Source organism: Streptomyces sp. NPDC051738, from assembly GCF_044453205.1.
Lineage (GTDB): Bacteria > Actinomycetota > Actinomycetes > Streptomycetales > Streptomycetaceae > Streptomyces.
The window spans coordinates 65,096-85,479 of sequence record NZ_JBITCM010000011.1; the positions used below are offsets into that span (position 1 = coordinate 65,096).

Below are 20,384 nucleotides of genomic sequence, written 5' to 3' on the forward strand. Positions count from 1 at the left end.
CGGCACTGGGCGCATGGGTCCATCGGGCCTCTCTTGCGGGCCCTTCGGTCCTGTCGGGGCACGGTGCGCGGTGCTGGGCTGACGTTCCCGTGTTGTCGGCGAGCACGCCGACGACACCGTCCCCTACGGCGTTCTCACGGGCGACACCCTCTTCATCGGCGACATCGGCCGGCCCGACCTGCTTGCCTCGATCGGCGTCGCCGCCGACGAACTCGGCCGGATGCTCTACGACAGCGTCCAGCAAAATCTGATGGCACTGCCCGACGCCGTCCGGGTCTTCCCCGCGCACGGCGCCGGGTCCGCCTGCGGCAAGCCTCTCCACCCAGCGGCAGTCCACCATCGGGCAGCAGCGCGGCGCCAACTACGCCTGCCGGCCCATGGGCGAGGAGAGGTTCGTCGAGTTGGTGACCGCGGGGCAGTCTGCCGCACCCGCCTACTTCGTCTACGACGCCATCCTCAACCGCAAGGAGCATGGTCTGTTCCACCCGGTCGCCCTGCCCAGGCCGCTGTCCGTGGCGGAGTTCATGGACCGACGCGCGGCCGGAGCGGTCGTGATCGACGCCCGTTCCCCGCAGGACTTCGCCGCCGGACACGTGCGCGGTTCGGTCAACGTGCCCCGCCCCGCTGCACCACCTCGACGAGGACGTCGTCCTCACCTGTCGCTCCGGCGCCCGCGCCGCCCAGGCCGAACAGGCCCTCGCCGAGGCCGGACTGCCCAATCTGCGCGTCTCGACGATGGCATCCTGGCCTGGGAGAGCGCCGGCGGCCCGCTCACCCGGGGCCCCGAACGCTGGGACCTGGAGCGCCAGGTGCGCCGTCGCCGGAAGCATCGTCCTGATCACCGACATCGCTCCAGGAGCCCCGGGATATGGGAACAATCGGGGCGTCGCGGGCGCTGCCCCTAACACCCCGTTGGGTATACGGCACCGAGGACGTGTCGCCCGAAGGGGCGGAAGCCGAGGGTCTGTCCCCCAAGGAGGGTGTGAGACCGATGGTGACGGTGCGAGAAGGGCGGTCGCCGACGGTCGGCGACGCGCCTTTGGCGACGACTTGCGGCCGGCGGATCGCAGTGAGGTGCCTGAGGCTCGGGTCAACGGACCGGCCGATCAGCCGGGTCGCCCTGGACGTGGGCCGGGACCAGGGCGGTGAGCCGGGAGTCTGGGCGGCACTGACCCCGGACGAGGCACGCGATCTCGCGCGCCGCCTCCTCGCCCACGCCGCGCTCGCGGAGCGCGGCCCCGGGAACGACGCCAGCTGACGGCTCGGGCCGCTCAGTCGTGGATGCCGGTGTGCGGTTCACCCCGGACGGTCGGCTCGCGCTCCCCGGACCGGCACGACGCAGGCTCGGCGAGAACGTGCTCGCGGACCGGCTCGCCCGCTCCCGGGAACTGCTCTTCCCGCGCTGATCGGCGGCACACTGCTGTCCTTCTACGACTGGTACGCCGACCTGCCCATCGCCTCCCCGTAGATCTTCGGTGACCAGACCGACGTGCCCGAGGCCGCGGACTGGTGGAACGCGGGCTACCTCGTGATGCGGGGCTCCAGCATCCCCGGTACCCCCACACCCGACGCGCACTTCCTCACCGAGACCCATTACAAAGGCACCAAGATCCTCGCCGTCAGCCCCGACCACGCCGACAACGTCAAGCACGCCGACCAGTGGCTCGCCCCGCATCCGGGCACGGACGGCGCGCTGGCGATGACACGGGCCATGTGATCATCCGCGAGAGGGCCGGACCATAGCGATGACATCCGGCGAATCCCGCACAAGTGCCCACTGGGAGCCTGGACAAGGGCCGCTCAGCCCATGCCCTCCCCGCGCGCATGACCGAGGCTGAAGCCAGGCGACGTACGTCCACGACGACGGCCTGTCGGCCGACGCACCAGGAGGCGCACCATGACGACCGTGACCACGCCCCGGTTGACGAGGACGCTCTCCGCGGAGTACCGCGGACGGCTCATGGGCCTCGCACACGAGGCGCGTTTCCCTGCGGGCATCCGCCTGTTCAACGAGGGCGTCCGGGCCGACCACTCTGGATCATCCAGTCCGGCACCGTGGCCCTGGACATGCGTGTGCCCGGCCGCCGGCCGGTCGGGCTGGAGACCCTGGGTCTCGGTGAACTGCTCGGCTGGTCCTGGCTGTACCCGCCTCACGTGTGGCAGTTCAGCGCCGAGACGGTGGGGCCGGTGCGCGCCCACGAGTTCGACGCCGGGGCCGTACGTCGGCTGTGCGTGGACGATCCCGCGATGGGCCACGCGGTCACGCTGTGGGTCGGCGGGGGTCGTGGCCCGTCGGCTGCACGTCGCACGCACCCGCGTCCTCGACCTGTAGGCCCCCTACGGGAGCGGAAGCCGGGGCTGATCCCGGGCTGGAGCGCCGACCCCACCCGACTCCGCCGGAGGACGCCATGTCCGGCACTCCGAGCATCGTGAGCGATGTCATGACCCGCCCCGTCGTGGCCGCCCGGCGCGGGGCGACGGCCGGCCGTCGCCGCCGAGGCGCACCACACGCTCGCACAGACTGCGCGGAGCATTGCGCATTGTGGGGTCGAGTTGCCGCCGGTCGTCGACGGCGAGGGCGTGCTGAAGGGCATCGTCAGCCGGTCCGACCTGCTCAAGGACCGCGAGCTGCTGGGACCACGTCGCCGCCCCGATCTCGACCTGGATCCTCCCGACGACGGCTCGCCCGCACGGTCGTCCGGAGCCCTGGGCACCGCGCGACGAGCTCACCGTGCGGCAAAGGGCCGACCGGGTCTCCCAGAGGGCCGTTCGGCCCAGGCGCACCCTGCACCAGGGCGTGACGATGGAAGTGGGAAGAAGGGAGGGTGACATGAGCGGCATGATCGAGCGGCTGCCCGGCTGGCCGACTCTTCCCGACTTGTTCGGCTGGGGCGAGGGTGGGTTCCCTGCAGCGCACACCGTTCCGGGAACCCACGGTATCCGCGTCGAGGAGCGCCTGGTCGAGGGGACGTACGTGCTACGGGCCGAGCTCCCGGGCATCGACGCCGCGAAGGACGTCGAGATCACCATCACGGAAGGTCTGCTCACCCTGCGGGCCGAGCGCACCGAAGAGACCAAGGAGAAGCACCACACGGAATTCCGCTACGGCACGTTCACCCGTTCCGTCCGGCTGCCGGCCGGAGCCAAGGGGGACGACGCGACCGCGGAATACATGGATGGAGTCCTGACCATCAAGGTTCCGGTCCCGGAGGAGAAGACGGGCACCAGGACCATCCCCGTGCGGCACGTCTGAGCGCCGTTGCGCGCTGAGACCGCACGGCGTGTGCGTGGCCGGCCACCCGGCCACGCACACGCGTCTGCCTCTGCCCGCGACGCAACCGCCACCCAGTCCGCCGCCTACCGGGTCACCGACGGCGCCGTCCGGGAGCGCTGCCTCACGGCGATCGCCGCGTCGGGCCGCACGAGAGGTTCCGCGATGTCCCGGAGCTTGAATCGCTGACCGGTTACCTGAGTTGCGACTCCAGCTCGATGTCGATCTCGGGCGGCTGGCGCAGCGTGTTGTGGATCGTGCAGTGCGACGCGACCGCGAGGAGGGCCGCGTGGCGCTGCGCGGACAGTGCGGACGGCGGGGTGAGGATCACGCGGACGGACGCGACGCGTGCGGGGCGGTCGACGGACATGGTGAACTCCGCGCGCACCCGCAATCCGGTGTGGTGCAGCCCGTGGCGCCGCAGATAGCGGCCCGCGTAAAAGGCCACGCAGGTGGCGAGGGAGGCCGCGAACAGTTCGGTGGGTGTGGGCGCGGTGTCCTTGCCACCCGCGTCCGTGGGCTGGTCGACCAAGAGCTGGTGACCACGCACGTCGACGGCGTACGCATCCCCGTCCAGGTGGGTGACCTCGAGAACATGGGCCGCGGCGTTCTCCGGTCGCGATGTCGTCTCCGGCACTGTGCTCGTCATGGCCGCGCCTCTCTCGTGGACATCGGTTGATCCGGTTTCCAGTGGAACGCGGACGACACGGCTCGCACAGGGGCCGAGGGGAGCAGTGGCCGGGGCCGTTCGGCCCCGATGGACGACCGCCGACGCTGAGTGACCCGGTGTCCCGGACGCAGTTGCTGCCCCCTTAACTGAGATACCCCCTAGGGTATCTCGGTGGCGGCCCCGCCTCGCATGGCACCTATCCGGTGCGCAGGGAGCCCGACGCGGCTGAGGCGCTGCGCGACCACTTTGACCGAACGCTGGGCTGGACCGCAGTCGTCCCGCGCTCCGGGGAGCGGGTCCTCGTCCGCTGAGCGACCGGGCCCGGTCCAGGCTCAGTACGGAACGGGCCGCGCGGAGGGAGTGCCCAGATCCGGGGGTCGCGGCAGCTGCGGTGTCCGGGGCGCTTGGCCGCCTGTCTCCGAATAGCTCCGAGAAGCTGTGGCATGGCGGCACTCGGCGGCAGGGGCGAGGCTGGAAGGACAGGGAACGGACGGCGGGGCGGAGATCTCCTGGAGGTGCCATGACTGGTGCGGGCGGGCGTCGGCCGATCGTGGTGGGTGTCGACCCCGATCCTTCGAAGCGGCTGGCGCTCGCCTGGGCCGCCGACGAAGCGGATCGACGTGGCCTGCCGTTGCGGCTCGTCCACGCGCAGGGCATGCCGACCCGGGGATACCGGTCGGGCGAGCCACGGCCGTCCTGGGAGGAGTGGAACCGGGCGCTGCACGGCGTGGGCGACCAAGTGCTCAAGGAGGCGGTTGCCTTCGTCGAGTCGCGGCAGCCGACGGTGGAGGTGTCGACGCTGCTGGCGGAGGGTGAGCCAGCGTGGGTCCTGCGCGAGGAGGCGCGGACCGCCTCCCTGGCCGTGGTGGGGTCCTGGCACCTGAGCAGACGGCGTGAGATGTTCTCGGCCACCTCGGTGGCGCTCCCGCTCACTGCCCACGCTCCCTGCCCGGTCGCCGTCGTACCGGAGCCGGAGCACGTTGCTCAGAAGCCTCCGTACTTCGTGGTCGGCGTCGACGGCAGCGAGCATTCGGCCGCGGCGGTGGACATGGCCTTCGAGGAGGCGGCCCTTCGTGGAGCGCTCCTGCGGGCCCTGTACGTGTGGCATCCGCCGCTCCTCGGTGCGCTGGACGAGGACACCGCAGAGCAGGAATGCCGCCGTGTGCTGTCCGAGACGGTCGCGGGCCGCGCTGCGAAGTACCCGGACGTGGAGCTGCACCATGAAGTCGTCCGCGGGCACCCGGTGCAGATCCTGACGGGCGCCTCGGAACATGCCCTGGGCCTGGTCGTGGGGACCCGGGGGCATGGAGGATTCACGGGCATGTTGCTGGGCTCGGTGAGCCAGGGAGTACTGCACCACGCTCACTGCACCGTCATCACGGTCCCGGTGTGAGGGGGCTAACGGCCCGGGCCTCTGCCCCGGACGGCCCTGTCGGCGTCGTCCGGCCCGTCACACGATGAGCAGGCGCCGCCGATCGAGGGCGGCGAACCGGCGAAACGTCCGCCGACGTCCCTGGAGTCCGTGATGGCAGCCTCGTCCAAGTTCCTCCGTGCAACCCGGCCGATTCCATCGGTGACGCGGATTTTGTCACCGCACGGGATCTGATGATGCGCACCGGTACCGACCCGCTGGTACCGGGCGGAGCGGGGGACGAGGCGGTCGGCGCCGCGTCCGATTCGAGCCCGCCTCCTGCCGTACGACAACTCGCTGCCGACGAGGTCTTCGCCGCGCTGGACACGTCACGGCGTGGCCTGTCGGCAGCGCAGGCACGCGCCAGGCTGGCGCGGTACGGGGCCAACGAACTGCCCCCTGCGGGGCGCCGCGCCGTGTGGCGGCAGCTGGGGGCGCAGTTCACCGACCTCTTCGCGGTCGTGCTGATCGTCGCCTCGGGGATCACCTTCCTGGCGTACGGGCTGGAAGAGCCGAGTGACATCGGCACTTTCCAGCTGGCGGTGGCGATCCTGGGCGTCGTCGTGCTGAACGCCGCCATCGGCTTCGCCCAGGAGTACTCGGCCGAGCGGACGGCCCAGGCGCTGGAGGCGATGGTGCCCCACACCTGCCGGGTGCTGCGCGGCGGCGAGCGGCTGGAGGTGCCCGCTCAGGAGCTGGTGCCGGGCGACGCGGTCGTGCTGGAGGCCGGGGACGCGGTGTCGGCGGACTGCAGGGTGGTGGAGGCGCACGAGCTGGCCGTGAACAACGCCCCGCTGACCGGCGAGAGCAACGCCGTCGGCCGCACGGCCGACCGGGTGGCGGCCGGACCGCCGTTGGAGGCCCGCAACTGCGTGTTCATGGGAACCGACGTTGTCGCCGGATCGGGGCGGGCCGTGGTCTTCGCGACCGGTGCGAGGACCGAGTTCGGGCGGATCTACCGGCTGGCCGCGGCGGCTCCCCGGCAGAAGACCCCGCTGCAGCTCCAGGTGGCATCCATGGCCCGGCGGGTGGCGGGGGCGGCCCTGGCGATCGGAGCGCTGATGTTCGCCGTACGGCTGCCCACCGGGGAGCCCGTGGTGACGTCGTTCGTGTTCGCGCTGGGGGTGATGGTGGCGCTGGTTCCGGAGGGGCTGCCGGCCACCCTCTCGGTGTCGCTGGCGATCGGGGTACGGCGGATGGCGCGCCGCCACGCCTTGATCAAGCAGCTGCTGGCGGTGGAGGCGCTCGGGTCGACCACGGTGGTGTGCACCGACAAGACCGGGACGCTCACCCAGGCGGAGATGACGGTCACGCAGGTGTGGGCGGGGAGCGTGCCGTACCCGGTGAGCGGTGTGGGGTACGCCCCGAGCGGTGAGGTCGCCGATGCGGCTCCGGTACGTGCGCTGCTGCGGGTGGCGGCCCTGTGCTGCAACGCCCGTTTGGTTCCACCCGAAGGCGCCGGCGGTCGGGAACACTGGCGCGTGCTCGGTGACACGACCGAGGGCGCGCTGCTCGTCGTCGCCGCCAAGGCCGGCCTCGAACTGGACGCGGAGGAGGCGGCGGCCCCGCGGGTGACGGAGTTCCCCTTCGACTCGGACCGCAAGCTGATGACCACGGTGCACAAGACCGGCGCGGGCTACCAGGCGTGCGTCAAGGGAGCACCGGGGGAGCTGCTGGCGCGGTGTACCGACGTGGAGTGGCAGGGGCGGCGCGGTCCGCTGACCGAGGAGGACCGCGCGGCAGTCGTGGCGGCGAGTGACGCGCTGGCGTCGCAGGGGCTGCGGGTGCTGGCCGTCGCGAGGCGGGAGCTGGACGGGCCACGCCCCGCGCAGCACGAGGCCGAGTCCGGACTCGCGCTGCTGGGACTGGTCGGCATGCTGGACCCGCCGCGTCCCGAGGTCACCGACGCGGTCGCCGCCTGCCGCCGGGCCGGCATCCGGATCGTCATGGTCACCGGCGACCACCCGCTGACCGGGGAGGCCGTGGCCCGCCGGGTCGGGATCGTACGGCGACCCGATCCGGTCGTGATGACGGGTGACCGGCTCGACGCGATGGACGACGAGGCGCTCGACGCGCTGCTCGCCGAGCCGTCAGAACTGCTGCTGTGCCGGGTCAGCCCCGAGCACAAGATGCGTGTCGTCACTGCCTTCCAGCGGCGGGGCGAAGTGGTGGCGGTCACCGGGGACGGCGCGAACGACGCACCGGCGCTCAAACACGCAGACATCGGCGTGGCGATGGGAGCGTCGGGGACCGATGTCGCCCGGGAGGCGGCCGCCATGGTGCTGCTGGACGACTCGTTCGCGTCCATCGCGGCGGCGGTGCGGCTCGGCCGGGCGGTCTACCAGAACATCCGCAAGTTCCTCGTCTACCTCTTCAGCCACAACATCGGGGAGCTGGTCCCGATCCTGGCGGCGACTTTCGTCGGCTTCCCGCTGGTGCCGATCAGCGCGGTACAGATCCTGGCGATCGATCTGGGATCCGATGTGCTGCCCGCCCTGGCCCTGGGGGCGGAGCCGCCGGAGCCCGACGTGATGGACCGCCCGCCGCGCTCCCGCCGGGAACGCCTGTTCTCGGCCGCCGTCGTGGGGCGGATCCTGTTCCTCGGTGGCATCCAGGCGGTCTGCGTGAGCGCCGTGTTCTTCTGGCACATCGGCTCCTCGGGCATCCCGTTCGACGACTTCACCGAGGACACCCTCGCCTACCAGGAGGCGATCACCATGGTCCAGGCCGGGATCGTGCTCAGCCAGTTCTTCAACGCGCTCGCCGTGCGCACCGATCGGCAGAGCATCCTGAAAGTGGGACTGCTGTCCAATCCCGCCCTGCTGGCGGCGGGCGGCTTCGGTGTCGCCCTCATGGCGGCCATCAGCTATCTGCCGCCTCTGCAGGCCGTGTTCAACACCGCCCCGCTCGACGCCGCCGACTGGGCGGTCCTCGCCGGTCTCGGCACCCTGCCCCTGCTCGCGGACGAGGCCCGCAAGGCGTGGCTGCGTCGCCGCGCCGACCGCCGGAAAGGAGCCCCACGGTGAAGGTGATCGTCGTCGGCTGCGGACGGGTGGGATCCACGCTCGCCGGTCTTCTCGCCACGGAAGGGCACGACGTGGGGGTCGTCGACCGGCGTCCCAAGGCCGCCCGGCGGCTGCCCGACAGCCCCCGCATCCGCTTCCACGAGGGCAACGGCTACAGCCGCGCCGTGCTCCAGGCCGCCGGGATCGAGCACGCGGACGCTTTCGTCGCCGTCACCTCCGGGGACAACAGCAACATCGTCAGCGCACGGACGGCGAAGGAGACCTACCGGGTGCCGATCGTCCTCGCCCGCATCTACGATCCCCGGCGCGCCGACATCTACCGCGACCTCGGCATCCCCACCATCGCCAGCGTCCGCTGGACCGTGCACCAGATCCACCAGATACTGCTGCACCGCCACCTGAGCCCCGAACTCAGCTTCGGCAACGGAGAGACGCTGCTCGTCCGTTCCGAGGTGCCCGACTATCTCATCGGGCGGCGGCTGACCGAGTTCGACGTAGACGGCGAGGTCCGCGTTGTCGAGGTCACCCGCGGGGGCTGCTCCCTGATCCCCGCGCACAGCACGCCCGCGCAGGCGGGCGACCTGGTCACCTTCGCCGTCGCCGCCACCGCGCTGGGCAGGCTGCGCGGCTTTCTCGACAAGGAGCTGGGGACGTGAACGTGCTCATTGCCGGCGCGGGTCGGCTCGGCACCCAGATCGCCCAGGTGCTCTCCGCGGCCCGCAACGAGGTCACTCTGATCGACATTGACGACGACCGCGTGGCCGAACTGGAGGGCCGCATCGCCGTGCGGCTGGTCGCCGGGGACGCCTGCGAACCGGCCCTCCTGGAACACGCCGGTGCACTGACCGCCGATCTCGTCATCGCCACCACGGGGGACGACGAGGACAACCTCGTCATCAGTCTGCTCGCCAAACGGCAGTTCTCGGTCCCCCGCGTGGCCGCCCGGGTCAACGACGCCGACAACGCCTGGCTGTTCGACGGGCGCTGGGGCGTCGACGTCGCTGTTCCCGCCGCCACGCCGCTGATCTCCCTCATCGAGGAGGCGACCGGCGCCACGGACACGGTCGCCCTGCTACGGCTCAGTAAGGCGGGCGTCGACGTCATCGAAACGGCCATCACCCCGCAGTCCAGGGCGGTGGGCCGTGCCCTGGGAGACGTCCGTCTGCCCGAAGGGACGGTCGTCGCCACCGTCGTCCGCGACGGACAGCCCACGGTGCCGGATCCGTCGATACTGCTCCGCCCCGGCGACGAACTCCTCCTCGTGTCCCACTCCGCGACCGAACAGGAGATCCACGCGGCGTTCCAGTGAACCGCCCCCCCCGGATGTGGAGCACTGCGGAGCCCGCAACGGTCACTGCCCGGCCGCCGCCCCGTCGTCCTCGGCCGTCCTGGCGGCCCAGCGCCGGCGGACGGTGTCCTCGTGCTCGGCCTGCTCCAGGGCCAGGTCGGACCGGTCGAGTGCCTCCCGCAGACGGGGGATCCAGTGGCGCCGCAGGGCACGGACCCGGTGCCGGGTGCTGATGACCTCCGCTCCCAGCAGCTCGGCGGCGGCGTGCGCGGCCCCGTACTCCGCGGCGGCGCGCAGGGCACGGCCGTAGGCCGCCTCGGCGTGCACGAGGGCCGTGTTGGTGGGAGCGGCGGCGGTGGGCGGCCGGGCGGGTACGGATGTGGCGACCGCCGCCGGGTGGCGTACCCCCATGGAGGTCGCCCACTCCACCCTGATCTCGGCGGGATTGATGCCCGCAGCGGCCGAGTCGAGGGCTCGTTCGCCGCTCAGGAGCAGACCCAGCAGCAGCCATCTCTCGGCCTCGGGCAGCAGGTCCCGCCAGGCTCTGGCGGCTGCCTCCTCCGCGCGCAGCAGCCGCTGGTGTTCCGAGCGGAGGATGCGCAGCTTCTGTTCCAGCAGGTCGGCTCCGCGCTCGGCGACTGCGAGGCTGTGCCGCAGCCGCAGGCGTCCCGCACGACCCGGCGGCGTACGGCGGGCGCCGGTCATCGGGACACCCCCTCATCGAGACCGCCGAGATCGTCGAGGTCCTTCGCCCCGTGGGCGTCGAGGAGCCGCGCGGGGAGCATGGAGAGCTGGCTGCGGGGCAGGGTGAGGAGGGCCCGCCAGCCGCGTTCCAGCGAGGTGTCGAGGTCGCGTGGTTCGTCGGCGCGCTGGTCGGCGAAGTTCCGCAGGAACGCCTCCTCGAAGTCCAGGTAGCGGCGGTCGGTGGGGCTCAACGCCGCCCGGCCGACCAGGTCGGCGAGGTCGCGGACCTGCCGGGCGCGGGCCAGCGCGGCCAGCAGTTGGGCCGCGACGTCGAGGTGATCGTCACGGGTACGGCCGGGGCCTGCGCCCTTGCGCATCAGCCGGGACAGCGAGGACAGCGCGTCCAGCGGCGGGTACACGCCCCGCGCGTGCGTCTCGGGCGAGAGCACGATCTGGCCCTCGGTGATGTAGCCGGTCAGGTCCGGCACGGGATGGGTGATGTCGCCCGCGGGCATGGTGAGCACCGGCAGCACGGTGACCGAGCCGGGACGGCCCTTGATACGCCCGCAGCGTTCGTACAAGGAGGCCAGGTCGCTGTACAAGTAGCCGGGGTAGGCGCGGCGGGCCGGGATCTCCCCTCGGGCGGCGGAGACCTCGCGCAGGGCTTCGGCGTATGTGGTCATGTCGGTCATCACCACGAGGACGTGCCGTCCCTCGGCGAAGGCGAGGTGCTCGGCGACGGTGAGTGCGATGCGGGGGGTGAGAATCCGCTCGATCACGGGGTCGTCGGCGGTGTTCAGCAGCAGCACGAGCTCCCCGGCCGCGGACCGCTCCTCCAGGGCGTCGCGTACGAAGGAGGCGTCGGCGTGGGTCAGTCCCATGCCCGCGAAGACGACGCTGAACGCCTCTCCCGCGACGGTGGCCTGGGCGGCGATCTGGGCGGCCAGTTCCAGGTGCGGCAGTCCGGCCACGGAGAACACCGGCAGTTTCTGTCCGCGTACCAGGGTGGTCAGGGCGTCCACGGCTCCGACCCCGGTGAGGACCGGCTCGGACGGCGGTTCGCGCCGCACCGGGTTGATGGGGGCGCCGCCCACCTCGGCGGTGTGGGAGCCGAGGACGGGCGGGCCGCCGTCGAGGGGCGCGCCCCGGCCGTTGCAGACCCGCCCGAGCCAGTCCGTCCCGACGGGGACGCGCAGTGGGCTGCCCGAGAAGGCCGCGCGGACGCCTTCCGGGTCCATACCCGCGGTGCCTTCAAGGACCTGGACCACCGCCAGGTCGCGGTCGGCATCGAGGACCACGCCGTGGCGCCGTTCGCCCGAGGCGAGGGTGATGCGTACGTACTCGTCCCAGCCGATCCCGGCCACGCCTTCGATGATCGCGAGTGGCCCTCGCAGTTGCCGCACCTTCGTGTACTCGATCTCGTCGGACGGGCTCATGGCCGCACCTCTCCCAGCCTGGCGAGCGTCGCGTCCCGCCGCGCCACCACCCCGGCGGCGTCGTGCGGGCCGGTATCCTCCCGGGCCCGCAGCAGCGGACCGAAGTCGACCTCCTCGACCGAGGCCGCCGGAACGCCGGAGTCCACCAGCTCACGGCAGCGGTCGGCGACCGTGAGGACGGTGTCGGCCAGTGCGGCCGTCTTCTCCGCGCCGCAGTACGCGTCCCGCTCCGACAGCGCGCTCTGCTGCAGCACGCCCTCGCGGACCAGCGTGCCCGCCAGCACGCTGATGCGCTCGCGCGCCGGAAGGGCGGCGATGCCGATCAGATCCACCAGATCGGCCAGCCGGTCGGCCTCCGCCAGCACCGCTCCCACCCGTTCGCGGCGCCGGGCCCACGCCGGATCGCCGGCCGTCCGGTGCCCTGCCGCGAGGACCGGTACGTCCCGGGAGAAGGACCCGGCCCAGGAGACCGCCGGGTAGTGGCGGGCGTAGGCGAGGTCGCGGTCGAGGGTCCACAGGCAGCGGACGAATCGTTCGGTGTGCGCGGTCACCGGTTCCGTCATGTCCCCGCCTGGCGGGGACACAGCGCCGATCACGGTCACCGAGCCCCGGTCGCCGCCGAGGGTGGTCACTGCGGCGGCCCGTTCGTAAAAGGCCGCGATGGCGGACGCCAAGCCTGCCGGGTAGCCCTCCTCGGCGGGCAGCGCGCCGGTGCGGGAGGCGAATTCACGCAGTGCCTCCGCCCACCGGGAGGTCGAGTCGGCGATGACGACGACGTCCAGGCCCATGTCGCGGAAGTACTCGGCGACCGTCACCCCCGTGTGGACGCTCGCCTCACGGGCCATCATCGGCATGTTCGAGGTGTTGGCGATCGTCACGGTGCGGTCCGCGAGACGTCCGCCCGTGCGCGGGTCCTGGAGTTCCGCCAGCTCGGTGATGACATCGGCCATCTCGTTGCCGCGCTCCCCGCAGCCGACGTACACGATGACGTCCGCGTCGCACCACTTGGCGATCTGCTGCAGCAGCACCGTCTTGCCGGTGCCGAAGCCACCGGGCACCGCAACTGTGCTGCCCCGGGCCACGGGGAAGAGCAGGTCGATCACCCGCTGGCCGGTGTCGAGGGCCTCATGGCTGTCGACGCGCTCCCGCACCGGGCGTGGCCGACGCACCGGCCACAGGGCGCCGACGGACACCTCCGTGCCACCCATGACAGCGACCGTCGCGTCGCTCGGACGGTCCCCGGCGACGGCGATCTCTTCGACCGTGCCCCCGCAGCCGGACGGCACGAGGACCTTCACCGGCACCGGCCCCGCGTCGCGGAGCTCACCGAGCGCCTGTCCCTCGTCCACCTGCTCGCCCTGCGCCACCAGGGGGAAGAAGGACCATGTGCGTTCTCCCGCCGCGTCCCGCTGCGCGCCGGGCAGCAGCCAGTCGCCGGCACCGGACAGGGGGCGCAGGAGGCCGTCGAAGATCCCGCCGAGCAACTCAGGGCCGAGCCACACCGACAGCGGACGGCCCTGAGGCAGAGCCGTCTGCCCCGGAGCGAGCGCGCCGGTGTACTCGTAGGCCTGGACGGTGACCACGTCACCGCTGATGGCCACGACCTCGCCCGGCAGCCCGGCCGGGCCGAGCGACACCAAGTCGTACATTGCGATGCCGCTCGTGTACTCCATCTCGACCAGCGGCCCGGTGACGCGCAGGATCCGCGAGGCCCGTTGCCGGGCAGCAGGCGGCTGAAGTGTCCCAGCGGCCTGCGTCACTCCTCCCACAGGCTCCGCACCTCCGCTCCCATCCGGTCCAGCACGCGGTCGGCCAGCGCGGTCAGTGAGAGGTCGACCCGCCTCCCCGGCGCCCGGCCCACCACACCTCCGTCGGCGTGCTCGCTCACCTCGACGCCGGGCCCCAGCAGGACACGCGCCCGGCGTTCCAGCCGCTCCCGCAAGGACGTGTAGCCACTCGTCCCGCGCAGCTCCCGGACCCGTTCGGTGGCCTCGCGGCGCAGCCGCTCATGTGCCTCCCGGCGTGCGGCGAGCGTGCGCGACCTGGCGTCGCGCCGGGCTCTGACGAGGAGGTCGCGGGCAGCGTCCGCACCGTCGGCCTCGCCCTGCCGCCGGGCCTCGTCGAGGATCGACCGGGCTTCAACACGAGCCTGGTCGAGCAGGGCGTCGGCCTCCCGCTCGGCGCGGGCCAGGACCGCTTCCGCGTCGGAACGAGCCGCCCGCAGCAGCTCCACCCGGACCGGGTGGAGGGCGTCTGCCGTCCGGTCGGGGGCCGGGGTCGTCATGGCGGCATCACGGCGATCAGCGGGCGGCGGGCCCCGGGCGCCGCGAAATCGGACTCCAGGGCCTCGGCCGCGGCGGGAGTGAGGATGACCAGGTCGATGCCGTCCGGCAGGCTCCGCCAGGCCCGGCGCACGGCGTCGGGGTCGTCGGCGAGGAGGACGACGGCTCCGGCCAGGGCCAGGCCGACCACGCGGGCCCGTTCTCCTAGCGCGGCGACATACCCCATGGTCACGCCTTCCCGATCAGGATCACCGCGACGACCAGACCGTAGATGGCGATGCCCTCAGCCAAGCCGACGATGACCATGGCCCGGCCGAAGAGTTCCGGGCGTTCGCTGAGCGCCGCGAGGGCGGCCGCGCCGGTGTAGGCCACGGCGATGCCCGCGCCGATCGTCGCCCCGGCCACCGCGATTGCCGCGCCGATCAGGGCGGCGGATCCGGAGCCGGAGTCCTGTGCCACCGTGGTCGCGGCCTGCGCGGATCCTCCGCCGAGCGCCAGTGTCAGCACCACGGTGGCGGCCGCCAGGAGCACGGCGTCGGCGGCGACCATCCACCCCAGGGCCGTCCGGCCCGAGCGCCGCAGCACAAGACGTACGGCCACGAACCCCGCCACGATGACGGGCAGGGCCAAGAACCAGGTGATCACGATTACTCCTCCCCTGCGGGGGCGTACGAGAGGGCTGCTTCCCCGGCCGGCGGCGGCCCGGTGTCGACGGCCGGACCCGTGCGGAGCTCCACAGGCAGATGCCAGGGCCGGAAAGGGCGGCCCTCGCCCTCGAACAGCCGGGAGAACAGTTCGTAGAACTCCAGGCGCAGTGCCTGAACACCCGCCACCAGCGCCTCCAGTGCGAAGGCCAGGGCATTGCCGAGCAGGAAGACGAACGCCGCGGCGACGACGCCCACCGGCCCCCGCCCCGCCAGCGCCGTCGTGCCGTCCCAGACGATCGCGCCCAGCGCCGCATGCGTCAGGCCGAAGGCCGCGAGCCGCGCGAAGGACACGACGTTGGAGCCGATCCGCACCACCGCGTCGAAAAGCTGGATACCGGTCTGCACAGCACCGGCCGGACCACCCGCCGTGGTCGCGAACAGCCCCACCCCGGCCAGTGCGAGCCCGGCGGCCGCGATCACGGCCCCCACGACCCCGTACACCGCCTGGCCGAGCCACACATACCCGGCGACGACCGCGAGACCGAGATAGAGCACGGCCCCGGCGATCCCGGTCGTCGCATACAGGGCTGCCGCCGGCCCGCCCTCCCGCCACCGGTTCACGATCCCCGCGGCGTAGGCGAGGGCGAGCAGCACGGCGCCGAGCCCGACGGCGGCGGCCAACAGCCGCATGGGCTCCTCCAGCGGCTCCAGCCACAGCACGGGCAGCACCCCGGTCGGGCCGAAGAACTCGCCGTACGCCACCCCCGCCAGGGTGGCGGCCAGCCCGGCCCCGGCGACGAAGGGCCACAGCGGGCGCAGCGCCGCCGCTCGGCGCGGCCGGCCCGCGCGCAGCAGGAGCGCGATGGCGACCAGCAGCAGCCCGTGTCCGGCATCGCCGAACATCAAACCGAATATCACCACGTAGACGATCCCGGCCGCCATGGTGGGATCGAGGTCGGCGTAGGGCACCGTTCCGTATGTGCTGACCAGAGGCGTGAAGGAGTGGCGTACGGGACTCGCCGCGTATGCCGGGGGAGCGGCGTCGGCTCCTGTCAGCAAGGTCGGCGGATCGACACCACGGGGGGTCCGCAGCGGCACCAGCGCGCCCCCGGCACCGGCGATGCGCGCCGCCATGGAGCCCATCTCGGTCTCGGGGCACCAACCGGCCAGTGCCGCGACCGTTCCGTGCCGGACCGCGCTGCCGAGGCGCTCCTCCAACTGAGCCTCGCCCGCCAGCAGGTCCGTCCGGCCCTCGCGCTCCAGGGCATCCAGGTCGGGTGGGGCCTCGCTGAGAGCGGGTTGCGCAGGCTCGGTGCGCAGACGCTGGAGCCGCGTCGCCGCGGCCCTGCGGACATCCGGCCCGGCGTCCCCGGCCAGGTCGATGTCCACGCAGCCCGCCTCGGCGATCCGCACCAGGCTCTCCCGCAGTGCCTTCTCGGGGGCCACGACGGCTACCCTGCGCATCCGGACCGGGATCGCCGTCTCAGCCCGGAGCATTGAGCACCTCCGGCGGCCAGTCCCCGAGGCCGCCGCCCCGGGCGGCCAGTTCCAGCGCGCCGCGGATCCGCCACGCGTCGGCGGACAGCAATGCCACGGCCCCCACCACCGGCTGCGGACCGAACCCCGACCGGTGCAGCAGTTCATGGCCGTCCCGCTCGACCGCGTCCCACCACCGTGCCTCCGCGCGCCACAGGCCCGCCGCCTCGTCGACGTCGTCCAGCACCCATCTCGCGGTGACCGGCAGCGACTGCCGGAAGTCGGCGTACGCCCCAGCGCCCAACGCTCGCGTGCCGAGCAGCCCGGCCGCCCGGCGGGCGGAGACCTCCGGCACCGGGCGGCCGACGACGAACACCTCACGGCCGAACAGCAGGGCGAGCCGTGCCGCCGCCCAGCGCGCCGCGTCGGGGACGGTGGTGGCGAGCCGTACGGCGGCGGAGACCCGCATACCGGTGGCGACCGCGGCCGGGGAGTCGCCCCCGGGGTCACCCCAGACGGAGGCCGCCAGCGCGGTGCGCAGCTCCGACGGCGTACGAGTGCAGGCGAGCCGGGTCCAGGCCATGGCCAGTGCGCCCAGACGGTAGGGCGGGGCATGGTGCCGTTCTGCGGGTGACTGTCGCGGGTCGGCCACAAGAGCTCTCAGATGGTGCTCGGTGTTGGAGATCTCGAATCCGGCGGCGAGTGCCCGGATGACGTCCGCGCCGGTGGCCGGTTGCCAGCCCGCGAGGACCCGGAGATGCCACAGCAGTGTCGCCGAGACCGCCCGTTGGGCCTCGTCCGGCGTGGTGCCCGGGGAGACAGCGTGCCGGTACGGCGTGGCCGCCAAGTAGCGCAGGGCGTCATCGAGGGCGCGGGACGCGGCCACCTCGCTGACGCCCTCGGCGCCCAGACACCTGGTCCGCAGAGCCCGTGCGCGGGTCACGCCGGCCACCCATCCGGCACCCATCAGAGACCTCCCTCCGGTGGACTCTCCGGGCCTGGAGCCGGTTGATCCGCCGGCGTGAGTGGCGACTCCTCAGCCGAGAGGCCCTCCACCACGAGCGCGAGCACTCGATCGGCGAGCGCGGGTGTCCGGCTGCCGGCGCGTTCGCGGACGGCGACCGCCTCGCGTGAGGCCTCGGCGAGCAACTCCGCCGCCTCGGTCTCGGCCGCACGCTCCACCTGCTCGGCGGCGCGTGCCCGCACCCTGCCGGCCTCCTCCTGCGCCTCGGCAACGATCTCCTCCGCCTGCTGTTCGGCTTCGCGTCGGCGCGCCGCGGCGGCTGCCTCGGCCCGATCGCCGACGGACCGGGCTTCCGCCTCCACTTGTTCGAGCAAGGCCAGGGGCGGTGCGAGCTCCGCACGGAGTTCGGCCGAGCGGTCCGCGGGGACACCGCTTGGTGCGGCACGGCCGGGCGATGCCGCCGGCCGGAACCTCGTAAGAAAGTCCCGGAAACCCGTCACGAGCTCTCCTCCAGGTGGCCCCAGGCCCCGCTTCCCAGTCTCCTTTGTAGGCGATGGCATGTCGCGCCGCGCTGGGCCAGTCGTCCCTGATCGGGGCCGTTCGGCCCGGAGGACGCACCAGTGGATCGATGCGAGACTGACCGCGTAGAGGGACGGCGTCCACGGGAGGCAGCCGTGAGCGACTTCGAGCAGAGCTCCGCGCAGAAGGAAGCCCGCCGCACCACGCCGGGCCGCCCCTGGACACCTCAGGAGGAGCCTCGCCAGGAGGCGTTGGGCCGCTACCTCATGGCAGTCGCCGCCGCCGCGTCGGCGAGGAGCGCCGAGGAGCCGGAGCGTGCTCCCGGTACCCAGCCGCGCACCCCTGACGTACCCGAGCCGCCCGCCGGAGGACCGGCTGTACTCCGGGTACGGGATGTCATGCAGGTACCGGCGGCCTCCGTCCCCGGTGACATGCCGTTCCGGGACGTGGCCCACGCTCTCGCCCGCGAGCACGTGAGCGCCGTACCGGTCGTCGATGCCGACGACCACGTGATCGGTGTCGTCTCGGAGTCGGATCTGCTGGCCAAGGCCGCCGTCACGGCGGAACCACGTCGGCACGGACCTGTCGGCAGGCTGTGGCAGCACCACCTGTACGAGAAGGGCCACGGGGACACGGCTGCCAGTTTGATGACCTTCCCGCCGGTCACCGTCCACCCGGCGGAGCGAGTGGCGGATGCCGCGTGGACCGCCGCCCACGCCCGGTTGAAGCGGCTGCCCGTGACCGACTATCGCGGCAGGCTTGTCGGCGTGGTGAGCCGGCGCGATTTGCTGCGGGCGCTGATCCGTGACGATGCCGAGATCCGGGCCGAGGTCGAGTCGTTGGTCGGTCAGCACCTGCTGGATCCGCGCGCTGTCGAAGTGAGCGTGGAGAACGGCGTGGTGACGATGAGGGGGAGGCTGGACAAGGCTCCCGCCCCCGAACTGCTCGCGTCGGTACGGGACATCGACGACGTGGTCGGTGTCGTCGACGACACCGAGGCGGTCTGAGGCGTGACCGTCCCCGGGGCGCACGTCACCGCGTGTAGGCGACGAGGAAGTCGGCGCTGCCCGACAGCGTGGTGAGCCGGGGCGTGTCCTCGTCCTCGATGCGGATGCCGGATCTTTCGCTGAGCACCTCGACAAAGCTCAGGAAGTCCAGCGAATCCATTTCCAGAGCGTCGCGGAACGCCTCGTCGGGCCCCAGGGCGGCGATGTCGGCGCCGGGGATGACGCGAGAGATTGACTCCCTGACCATGTCCAGTGCATCGGTTCGGTTCATGTTCACAGCTGCTCCGGATTCTGCAGGAGGCGGGTGACCGCCATGAGGTAGCGGGCACCGACGGCACCGTCCGTCGCTCGGTGGTCGGCCGAGAGGGTCGCCGTGACCACGGGCCGCACGCCCAGCAGGCCGTCGACGGCGCACGCCCGGTCGACCACCCGCCCGAAGCCGACCAGGGCCACTTGTGGCGGGTGGATCACGCCGAAGACGGTCTCCACGCCCTGATCGCCGAGGTTGGTGACCGTGACCGTGGCGTCAGACACCTCGGAGCCGCGCAGTCTGCCCGTGCGGGCCCGGGTGACCAGGTCTTTGAGGGCGGTCATCAGCTGCGGAAGCGCCAAGGTGTCGGCGTGGTGCAGCGCCGGGGCGACGAGCCCTCCGCCGCGCAGGGACACGGCCACGCCGAGGTGGACGCCCTGGCCCGCGGTGAAGTGCTCGTCGGTCCAGAAGCCGTTGAGTTCGGGTACTTCCCGGGCCGCAAGGGCCGCTGCCTTCAGCAGCAGGGCCGCGGGGAGCAGCCGTTCACCGACCGGGCTGCGCCGGTTGTGGTCGTGCAGCCAGTCCATGGCGGTCGCCATGTCCACGGTCGTGGAGAGGTAGTAGTGGGGGATGTCCCGGTTGGCGCGGGTCATCAGGGCCGCGATCGCCTGGCGCACGGCCGCCGTCCGTGCTTCGGACGGACGTGCGGAGCGTTCCGGGGTGACGCCCACATGAGCGGGCGGGGGCGGGGCCGCCGGGCCGGGGGCCGCCCGGCGCACGTCCGCGGCACGGACGGCCGACTCCTTGCCTGTCCCCGTCACCGTGGTCAGGTCGACGCCCAGTTCGGCGGCGAGTCGCCGGGCGAGGGGGGTGGCGCGCACGCGCGGTGGCAGCGGAGTGGCCCGGGCGGCCGCAGCTTCCTCGACGTCGGTTCGGGTGACGCGCCCTCCTGGGCCGGAACCGTGCAGCGTCTCCAGATCGACGCCGCTGTGCTCCGCGAGATGCCGGACCAAGGGGCCGGCCTCCATGTGGCCGCCCTGCTGGGCGGCGGACGGCATCGCCACCGGGATCGCCGGGCTCGGGAGTGGAGCAGGTTCGGGTGGCGGGGACGGGGGCTGGGGCTTGCGCTCGGAGGGCTTGCCCTTCTTCGGTGCGTGAGGCACCGGTCGTCGCTCCTCCGCCTTGCGGGGTTTCTCCGGTTTCCTTGGCATTTCCGCCAGCGGCTCTATCAGCGCGAGCGGCGTCCCCACCGGCACCGTCGTGCCGGGCTCGACGAGCATCTCCGTCATGGTGCCGGTTTCGAAGCACTCCACCTCGATGGTCGACTTGGCGGTTTCGACGACTGCGACGGGTTCGCCCTTGTGCACGAGGTCACCGGGTCCCACCAGCCATTCCAGGAGCATGCCCTCGTCCATGTCGGCACCGAGGGACGGCATGGTGAACTCGCCCATGG

The 20,384-nt window shown here is 72.5% G+C and carries 19 protein-coding genes and 4 pseudogenes; 11 read left to right on the plus strand and 12 right to left on the minus strand.

All coding sequences use genetic code 11. The features are described 5' to 3' along the window. Positions 1 to 85 precede the first annotated feature (85 nt). The 6 genes and pseudogenes from ACIA8X_RS25395 to ACIA8X_RS25420 form a co-directional block, all read left to right on the plus strand. Positions 86 to 617: pseudogene (locus tag ACIA8X_RS25395) on the plus strand (rhodanese-like domain-containing protein); the annotation flags it as partial. Positions 618 to 991: 374 nt separating this feature from the next. Continuing rightward, on the plus strand, positions 992 to 1,258 hold the full coding sequence (locus tag ACIA8X_RS25400) for a hypothetical protein (RefSeq protein WP_393443719.1): 267 nt from the start codon (positions 992 to 994) through the stop codon (positions 1,256 to 1,258). 141 nt (positions 1,259 to 1,399) lie between these two features. Further along, positions 1,400 to 1,728, plus strand: a pseudogene (locus ACIA8X_RS25405) (molybdopterin-dependent oxidoreductase); the annotation flags it as partial. 169 nt (positions 1,729 to 1,897) lie between these two features. Then, a pseudogene (locus ACIA8X_RS25410) lies at positions 1,898 to 2,332 on the plus strand (cyclic nucleotide-binding domain-containing protein). A gap of 155 nt (positions 2,333 to 2,487) precedes the next feature. Continuing rightward, positions 2,488 to 2,829: pseudogene (locus tag ACIA8X_RS25415) on the plus strand (hypothetical protein); the annotation flags it as partial. Between the two features lies 1 nt (position 2,830). Continuing rightward, complete coding sequence (locus ACIA8X_RS25420; protein ID WP_393443717.1) at positions 2,831 to 3,253, plus strand: Hsp20/alpha crystallin family protein; 423 nt, start codon at positions 2,831 to 2,833, stop codon at positions 3,251 to 3,253. Positions 3,254 to 3,464: 211 nt separating this feature from the next. Here ACIA8X_RS25420 and ACIA8X_RS25425 read toward each other — a convergent pair whose 3' ends face one another. After that, a complete protein-coding gene (locus ACIA8X_RS25425; protein WP_393443715.1) occupies positions 3,465 to 3,920 on the minus strand; it encodes an OsmC family protein in 456 nt (151 codons plus the stop codon). 541 nt (positions 3,921 to 4,461) lie between these two features. On the opposite strand from ACIA8X_RS25425, the gene ACIA8X_RS25430 reads away from it, so the two are divergent. From ACIA8X_RS25430 to ACIA8X_RS25445, 4 genes are all read left to right on the plus strand, one after another. Continuing rightward, positions 4,462 to 5,334: a universal stress protein gene (locus ACIA8X_RS25430; protein WP_393443713.1), complete on the plus strand. Its 873-nt coding sequence runs from the start codon at positions 4,462 to 4,464 to the stop codon at positions 5,332 to 5,334. 212 nt (positions 5,335 to 5,546) lie between these two features. Then, positions 5,547 to 8,378 carry a cation-translocating P-type ATPase gene (locus ACIA8X_RS25435; RefSeq protein ID WP_399459171.1) on the plus strand — a complete coding sequence of 944 codons (2,832 nt, stop codon included), beginning with the start codon at positions 5,547 to 5,549 and terminating at the stop codon, positions 8,376 to 8,378. Continuing rightward, a complete protein-coding gene (locus ACIA8X_RS25440; RefSeq protein ID WP_399459172.1) occupies positions 8,375 to 9,034 on the plus strand; it encodes a potassium channel family protein in 660 nt (219 codons plus the stop codon). The genes ACIA8X_RS25435 and ACIA8X_RS25440 overlap by 4 nt, the downstream gene beginning before the upstream one ends. Continuing rightward, positions 9,031 to 9,687, plus strand: a complete 657-nt coding sequence (locus ACIA8X_RS25445) for a potassium channel family protein (protein ID WP_393443706.1) — start codon at positions 9,031 to 9,033, stop codon at positions 9,685 to 9,687. Before ACIA8X_RS25440 ends, ACIA8X_RS25445 begins: the two co-directional genes overlap by 4 nt. A 42-nt stretch (positions 9,688 to 9,729) precedes the next feature. Here ACIA8X_RS25445 and ACIA8X_RS25450 read toward each other — a convergent pair whose 3' ends face one another. From ACIA8X_RS25450 to ACIA8X_RS25490, 9 genes are read right to left on the minus strand one after another with little or no spacing between them, the layout of a single operon-like run. Continuing rightward, positions 9,730 to 10,371 carry a V-type ATP synthase subunit D gene (locus tag ACIA8X_RS25450; RefSeq protein ID WP_393443704.1) on the minus strand — a complete coding sequence of 214 codons (642 nt, stop codon included), beginning with the start codon at positions 10,369 to 10,371 and terminating at the stop codon, positions 9,730 to 9,732. After that, positions 10,368 to 11,786 carry a V-type ATP synthase subunit B gene (locus ACIA8X_RS25455; protein WP_393443702.1) on the minus strand — a complete coding sequence of 473 codons (1,419 nt, stop codon included), beginning with the start codon at positions 11,784 to 11,786 and terminating at the stop codon, positions 10,368 to 10,370. The genes ACIA8X_RS25450 and ACIA8X_RS25455 overlap by 4 nt, the downstream gene beginning before the upstream one ends. Then, positions 11,783 to 13,546 (minus strand): V-type ATP synthase subunit A, encoded by a 1,764-nt coding sequence (locus tag ACIA8X_RS25460; protein WP_399459173.1) that lies wholly within the window; start codon positions 13,544 to 13,546, stop codon positions 11,783 to 11,785. The genes ACIA8X_RS25455 and ACIA8X_RS25460 overlap by 4 nt, the downstream gene beginning before the upstream one ends. Then, a complete protein-coding gene (locus tag ACIA8X_RS25465) occupies positions 13,543 to 14,070 on the minus strand; it encodes a hypothetical protein (protein ID WP_399459174.1) in 528 nt (175 codons plus the stop codon). Before ACIA8X_RS25465 ends, ACIA8X_RS25460 begins: the two co-directional genes overlap by 4 nt. After that, entirely contained in the window at positions 14,067 to 14,294 is a 228-nt protein-coding gene (locus ACIA8X_RS25470; protein ID WP_399459175.1) for a hypothetical protein, read from the minus strand. The genes ACIA8X_RS25465 and ACIA8X_RS25470 overlap by 4 nt, the downstream gene beginning before the upstream one ends. A 2-nt stretch (positions 14,295 to 14,296) precedes the next feature. Next, complete coding sequence (locus ACIA8X_RS25475) at positions 14,297 to 14,713, minus strand: ATP synthase subunit C (protein WP_399459176.1); 417 nt, start codon at positions 14,711 to 14,713, stop codon at positions 14,297 to 14,299. A gap of 2 nt (positions 14,714 to 14,715) precedes the next feature. Then, entirely contained in the window at positions 14,716 to 16,179 is a 1,464-nt protein-coding gene (locus ACIA8X_RS25480) for a V-type ATPase 116kDa subunit family protein (RefSeq protein ID WP_399459177.1), read from the minus strand. 19 nt (positions 16,180 to 16,198) lie between these two features. Beyond that, positions 16,199 to 17,158 (minus strand): V-type ATPase subunit, encoded by a 960-nt coding sequence (locus tag ACIA8X_RS25485; RefSeq protein ID WP_393443691.1) that lies wholly within the window; start codon positions 17,156 to 17,158, stop codon positions 16,199 to 16,201. Then, positions 17,158 to 17,529, minus strand: coding sequence for a hypothetical protein (locus ACIA8X_RS25490; RefSeq protein ID WP_393443689.1), 372 nt, complete (start codon positions 17,527 to 17,529; stop codon positions 17,158 to 17,160). The genes ACIA8X_RS25485 and ACIA8X_RS25490 overlap by 1 nt, the downstream gene beginning before the upstream one ends. 300 nt (positions 17,530 to 17,829) lie before the next feature. Between ACIA8X_RS25490 and ACIA8X_RS25495 the strand changes: the two genes are divergently transcribed. Continuing rightward, on the plus strand, positions 17,830 to 18,681 hold the full coding sequence (locus tag ACIA8X_RS25495; protein WP_393443687.1) for a CBS domain-containing protein: 852 nt from the start codon (positions 17,830 to 17,832) through the stop codon (positions 18,679 to 18,681). A 25-nt stretch (positions 18,682 to 18,706) separates the two neighbouring features. Here ACIA8X_RS25495 and ACIA8X_RS25500 read toward each other — a convergent pair whose 3' ends face one another. Together ACIA8X_RS25500 and ACIA8X_RS25505 are read right to left on the minus strand one after the other, a co-directional pair. Continuing rightward, positions 18,707 to 18,952 carry an acyl carrier protein gene (locus ACIA8X_RS25500; RefSeq protein WP_393443685.1) on the minus strand — a complete coding sequence of 82 codons (246 nt, stop codon included), beginning with the start codon at positions 18,950 to 18,952 and terminating at the stop codon, positions 18,707 to 18,709. A gap of 2 nt (positions 18,953 to 18,954) precedes the next feature. Beyond that, entirely contained in the window at positions 18,955 to 20,382 is a 1,428-nt protein-coding gene (locus tag ACIA8X_RS25505; RefSeq protein WP_393443683.1) for a dihydrolipoamide acetyltransferase family protein, read from the minus strand. Positions 20,383 to 20,384 lie beyond the last annotated feature (2 nt).

What these genes read in the sequence shown, in the direction of transcription:
- ACIA8X_RS25400 (WP_393443719.1), top strand. Translation starts at nt 992, where the DNA reads ATGGTGACGGTGCGAGAAGGGCGGTCGCCGACGGTCGGCGACGCGCCT.
- ACIA8X_RS25420 (WP_393443717.1), top strand. Translation starts at nt 2,831, where the DNA reads ATGAGCGGCATGATCGAGCGGCTGCCCGGCTGGCCGACTCTTCCCGAC.
- ACIA8X_RS25425 (WP_393443715.1), bottom strand. Translation starts at nt 3,920, where the DNA reads ATGACGAGCACAGTGCCGGAGACGACATCGCGACCGGAGAACGCCGCG.
- ACIA8X_RS25430 (WP_393443713.1), top strand. Translation starts at nt 4,462, where the DNA reads ATGACTGGTGCGGGCGGGCGTCGGCCGATCGTGGTGGGTGTCGACCCC.
- ACIA8X_RS25435 (WP_399459171.1), top strand. Translation starts at nt 5,547, where the DNA reads ATGATGCGCACCGGTACCGACCCGCTGGTACCGGGCGGAGCGGGGGAC.
- ACIA8X_RS25450 (WP_393443704.1), bottom strand. Translation starts at nt 10,371, where the DNA reads ATGACCGGCGCCCGCCGTACGCCGCCGGGTCGTGCGGGACGCCTGCGG.
- ACIA8X_RS25455 (WP_393443702.1), bottom strand. Translation starts at nt 11,786, where the DNA reads ATGAGCCCGTCCGACGAGATCGAGTACACGAAGGTGCGGCAACTGCGA.
- ACIA8X_RS25465 (WP_399459174.1), bottom strand. Translation starts at nt 14,070, where the DNA reads ATGACGACCCCGGCCCCCGACCGGACGGCAGACGCCCTCCACCCGGTC.
- ACIA8X_RS25470 (WP_399459175.1), bottom strand. Translation starts at nt 14,294, where the DNA reads ATGGGGTATGTCGCCGCGCTAGGAGAACGGGCCCGCGTGGTCGGCCTG.
- ACIA8X_RS25480 (WP_399459177.1), bottom strand. Translation starts at nt 16,179, where the DNA reads ATGCGCAGGGTAGCCGTCGTGGCCCCCGAGAAGGCACTGCGGGAGAGC.
- ACIA8X_RS25485 (WP_393443691.1), bottom strand. Translation starts at nt 17,158, where the DNA reads ATGGGTGCCGGATGGGTGGCCGGCGTGACCCGCGCACGGGCTCTGCGG.
- ACIA8X_RS25500 (WP_393443685.1), bottom strand. Translation starts at nt 18,952, where the DNA reads ATGAACCGAACCGATGCACTGGACATGGTCAGGGAGTCAATCTCTCGC.
- ACIA8X_RS25505 (WP_393443683.1), bottom strand. Translation starts at nt 20,382, where the DNA reads ATGGGCGAGTTCACCATGCCGTCCCTCGGTGCCGACATGGACGAGGGC.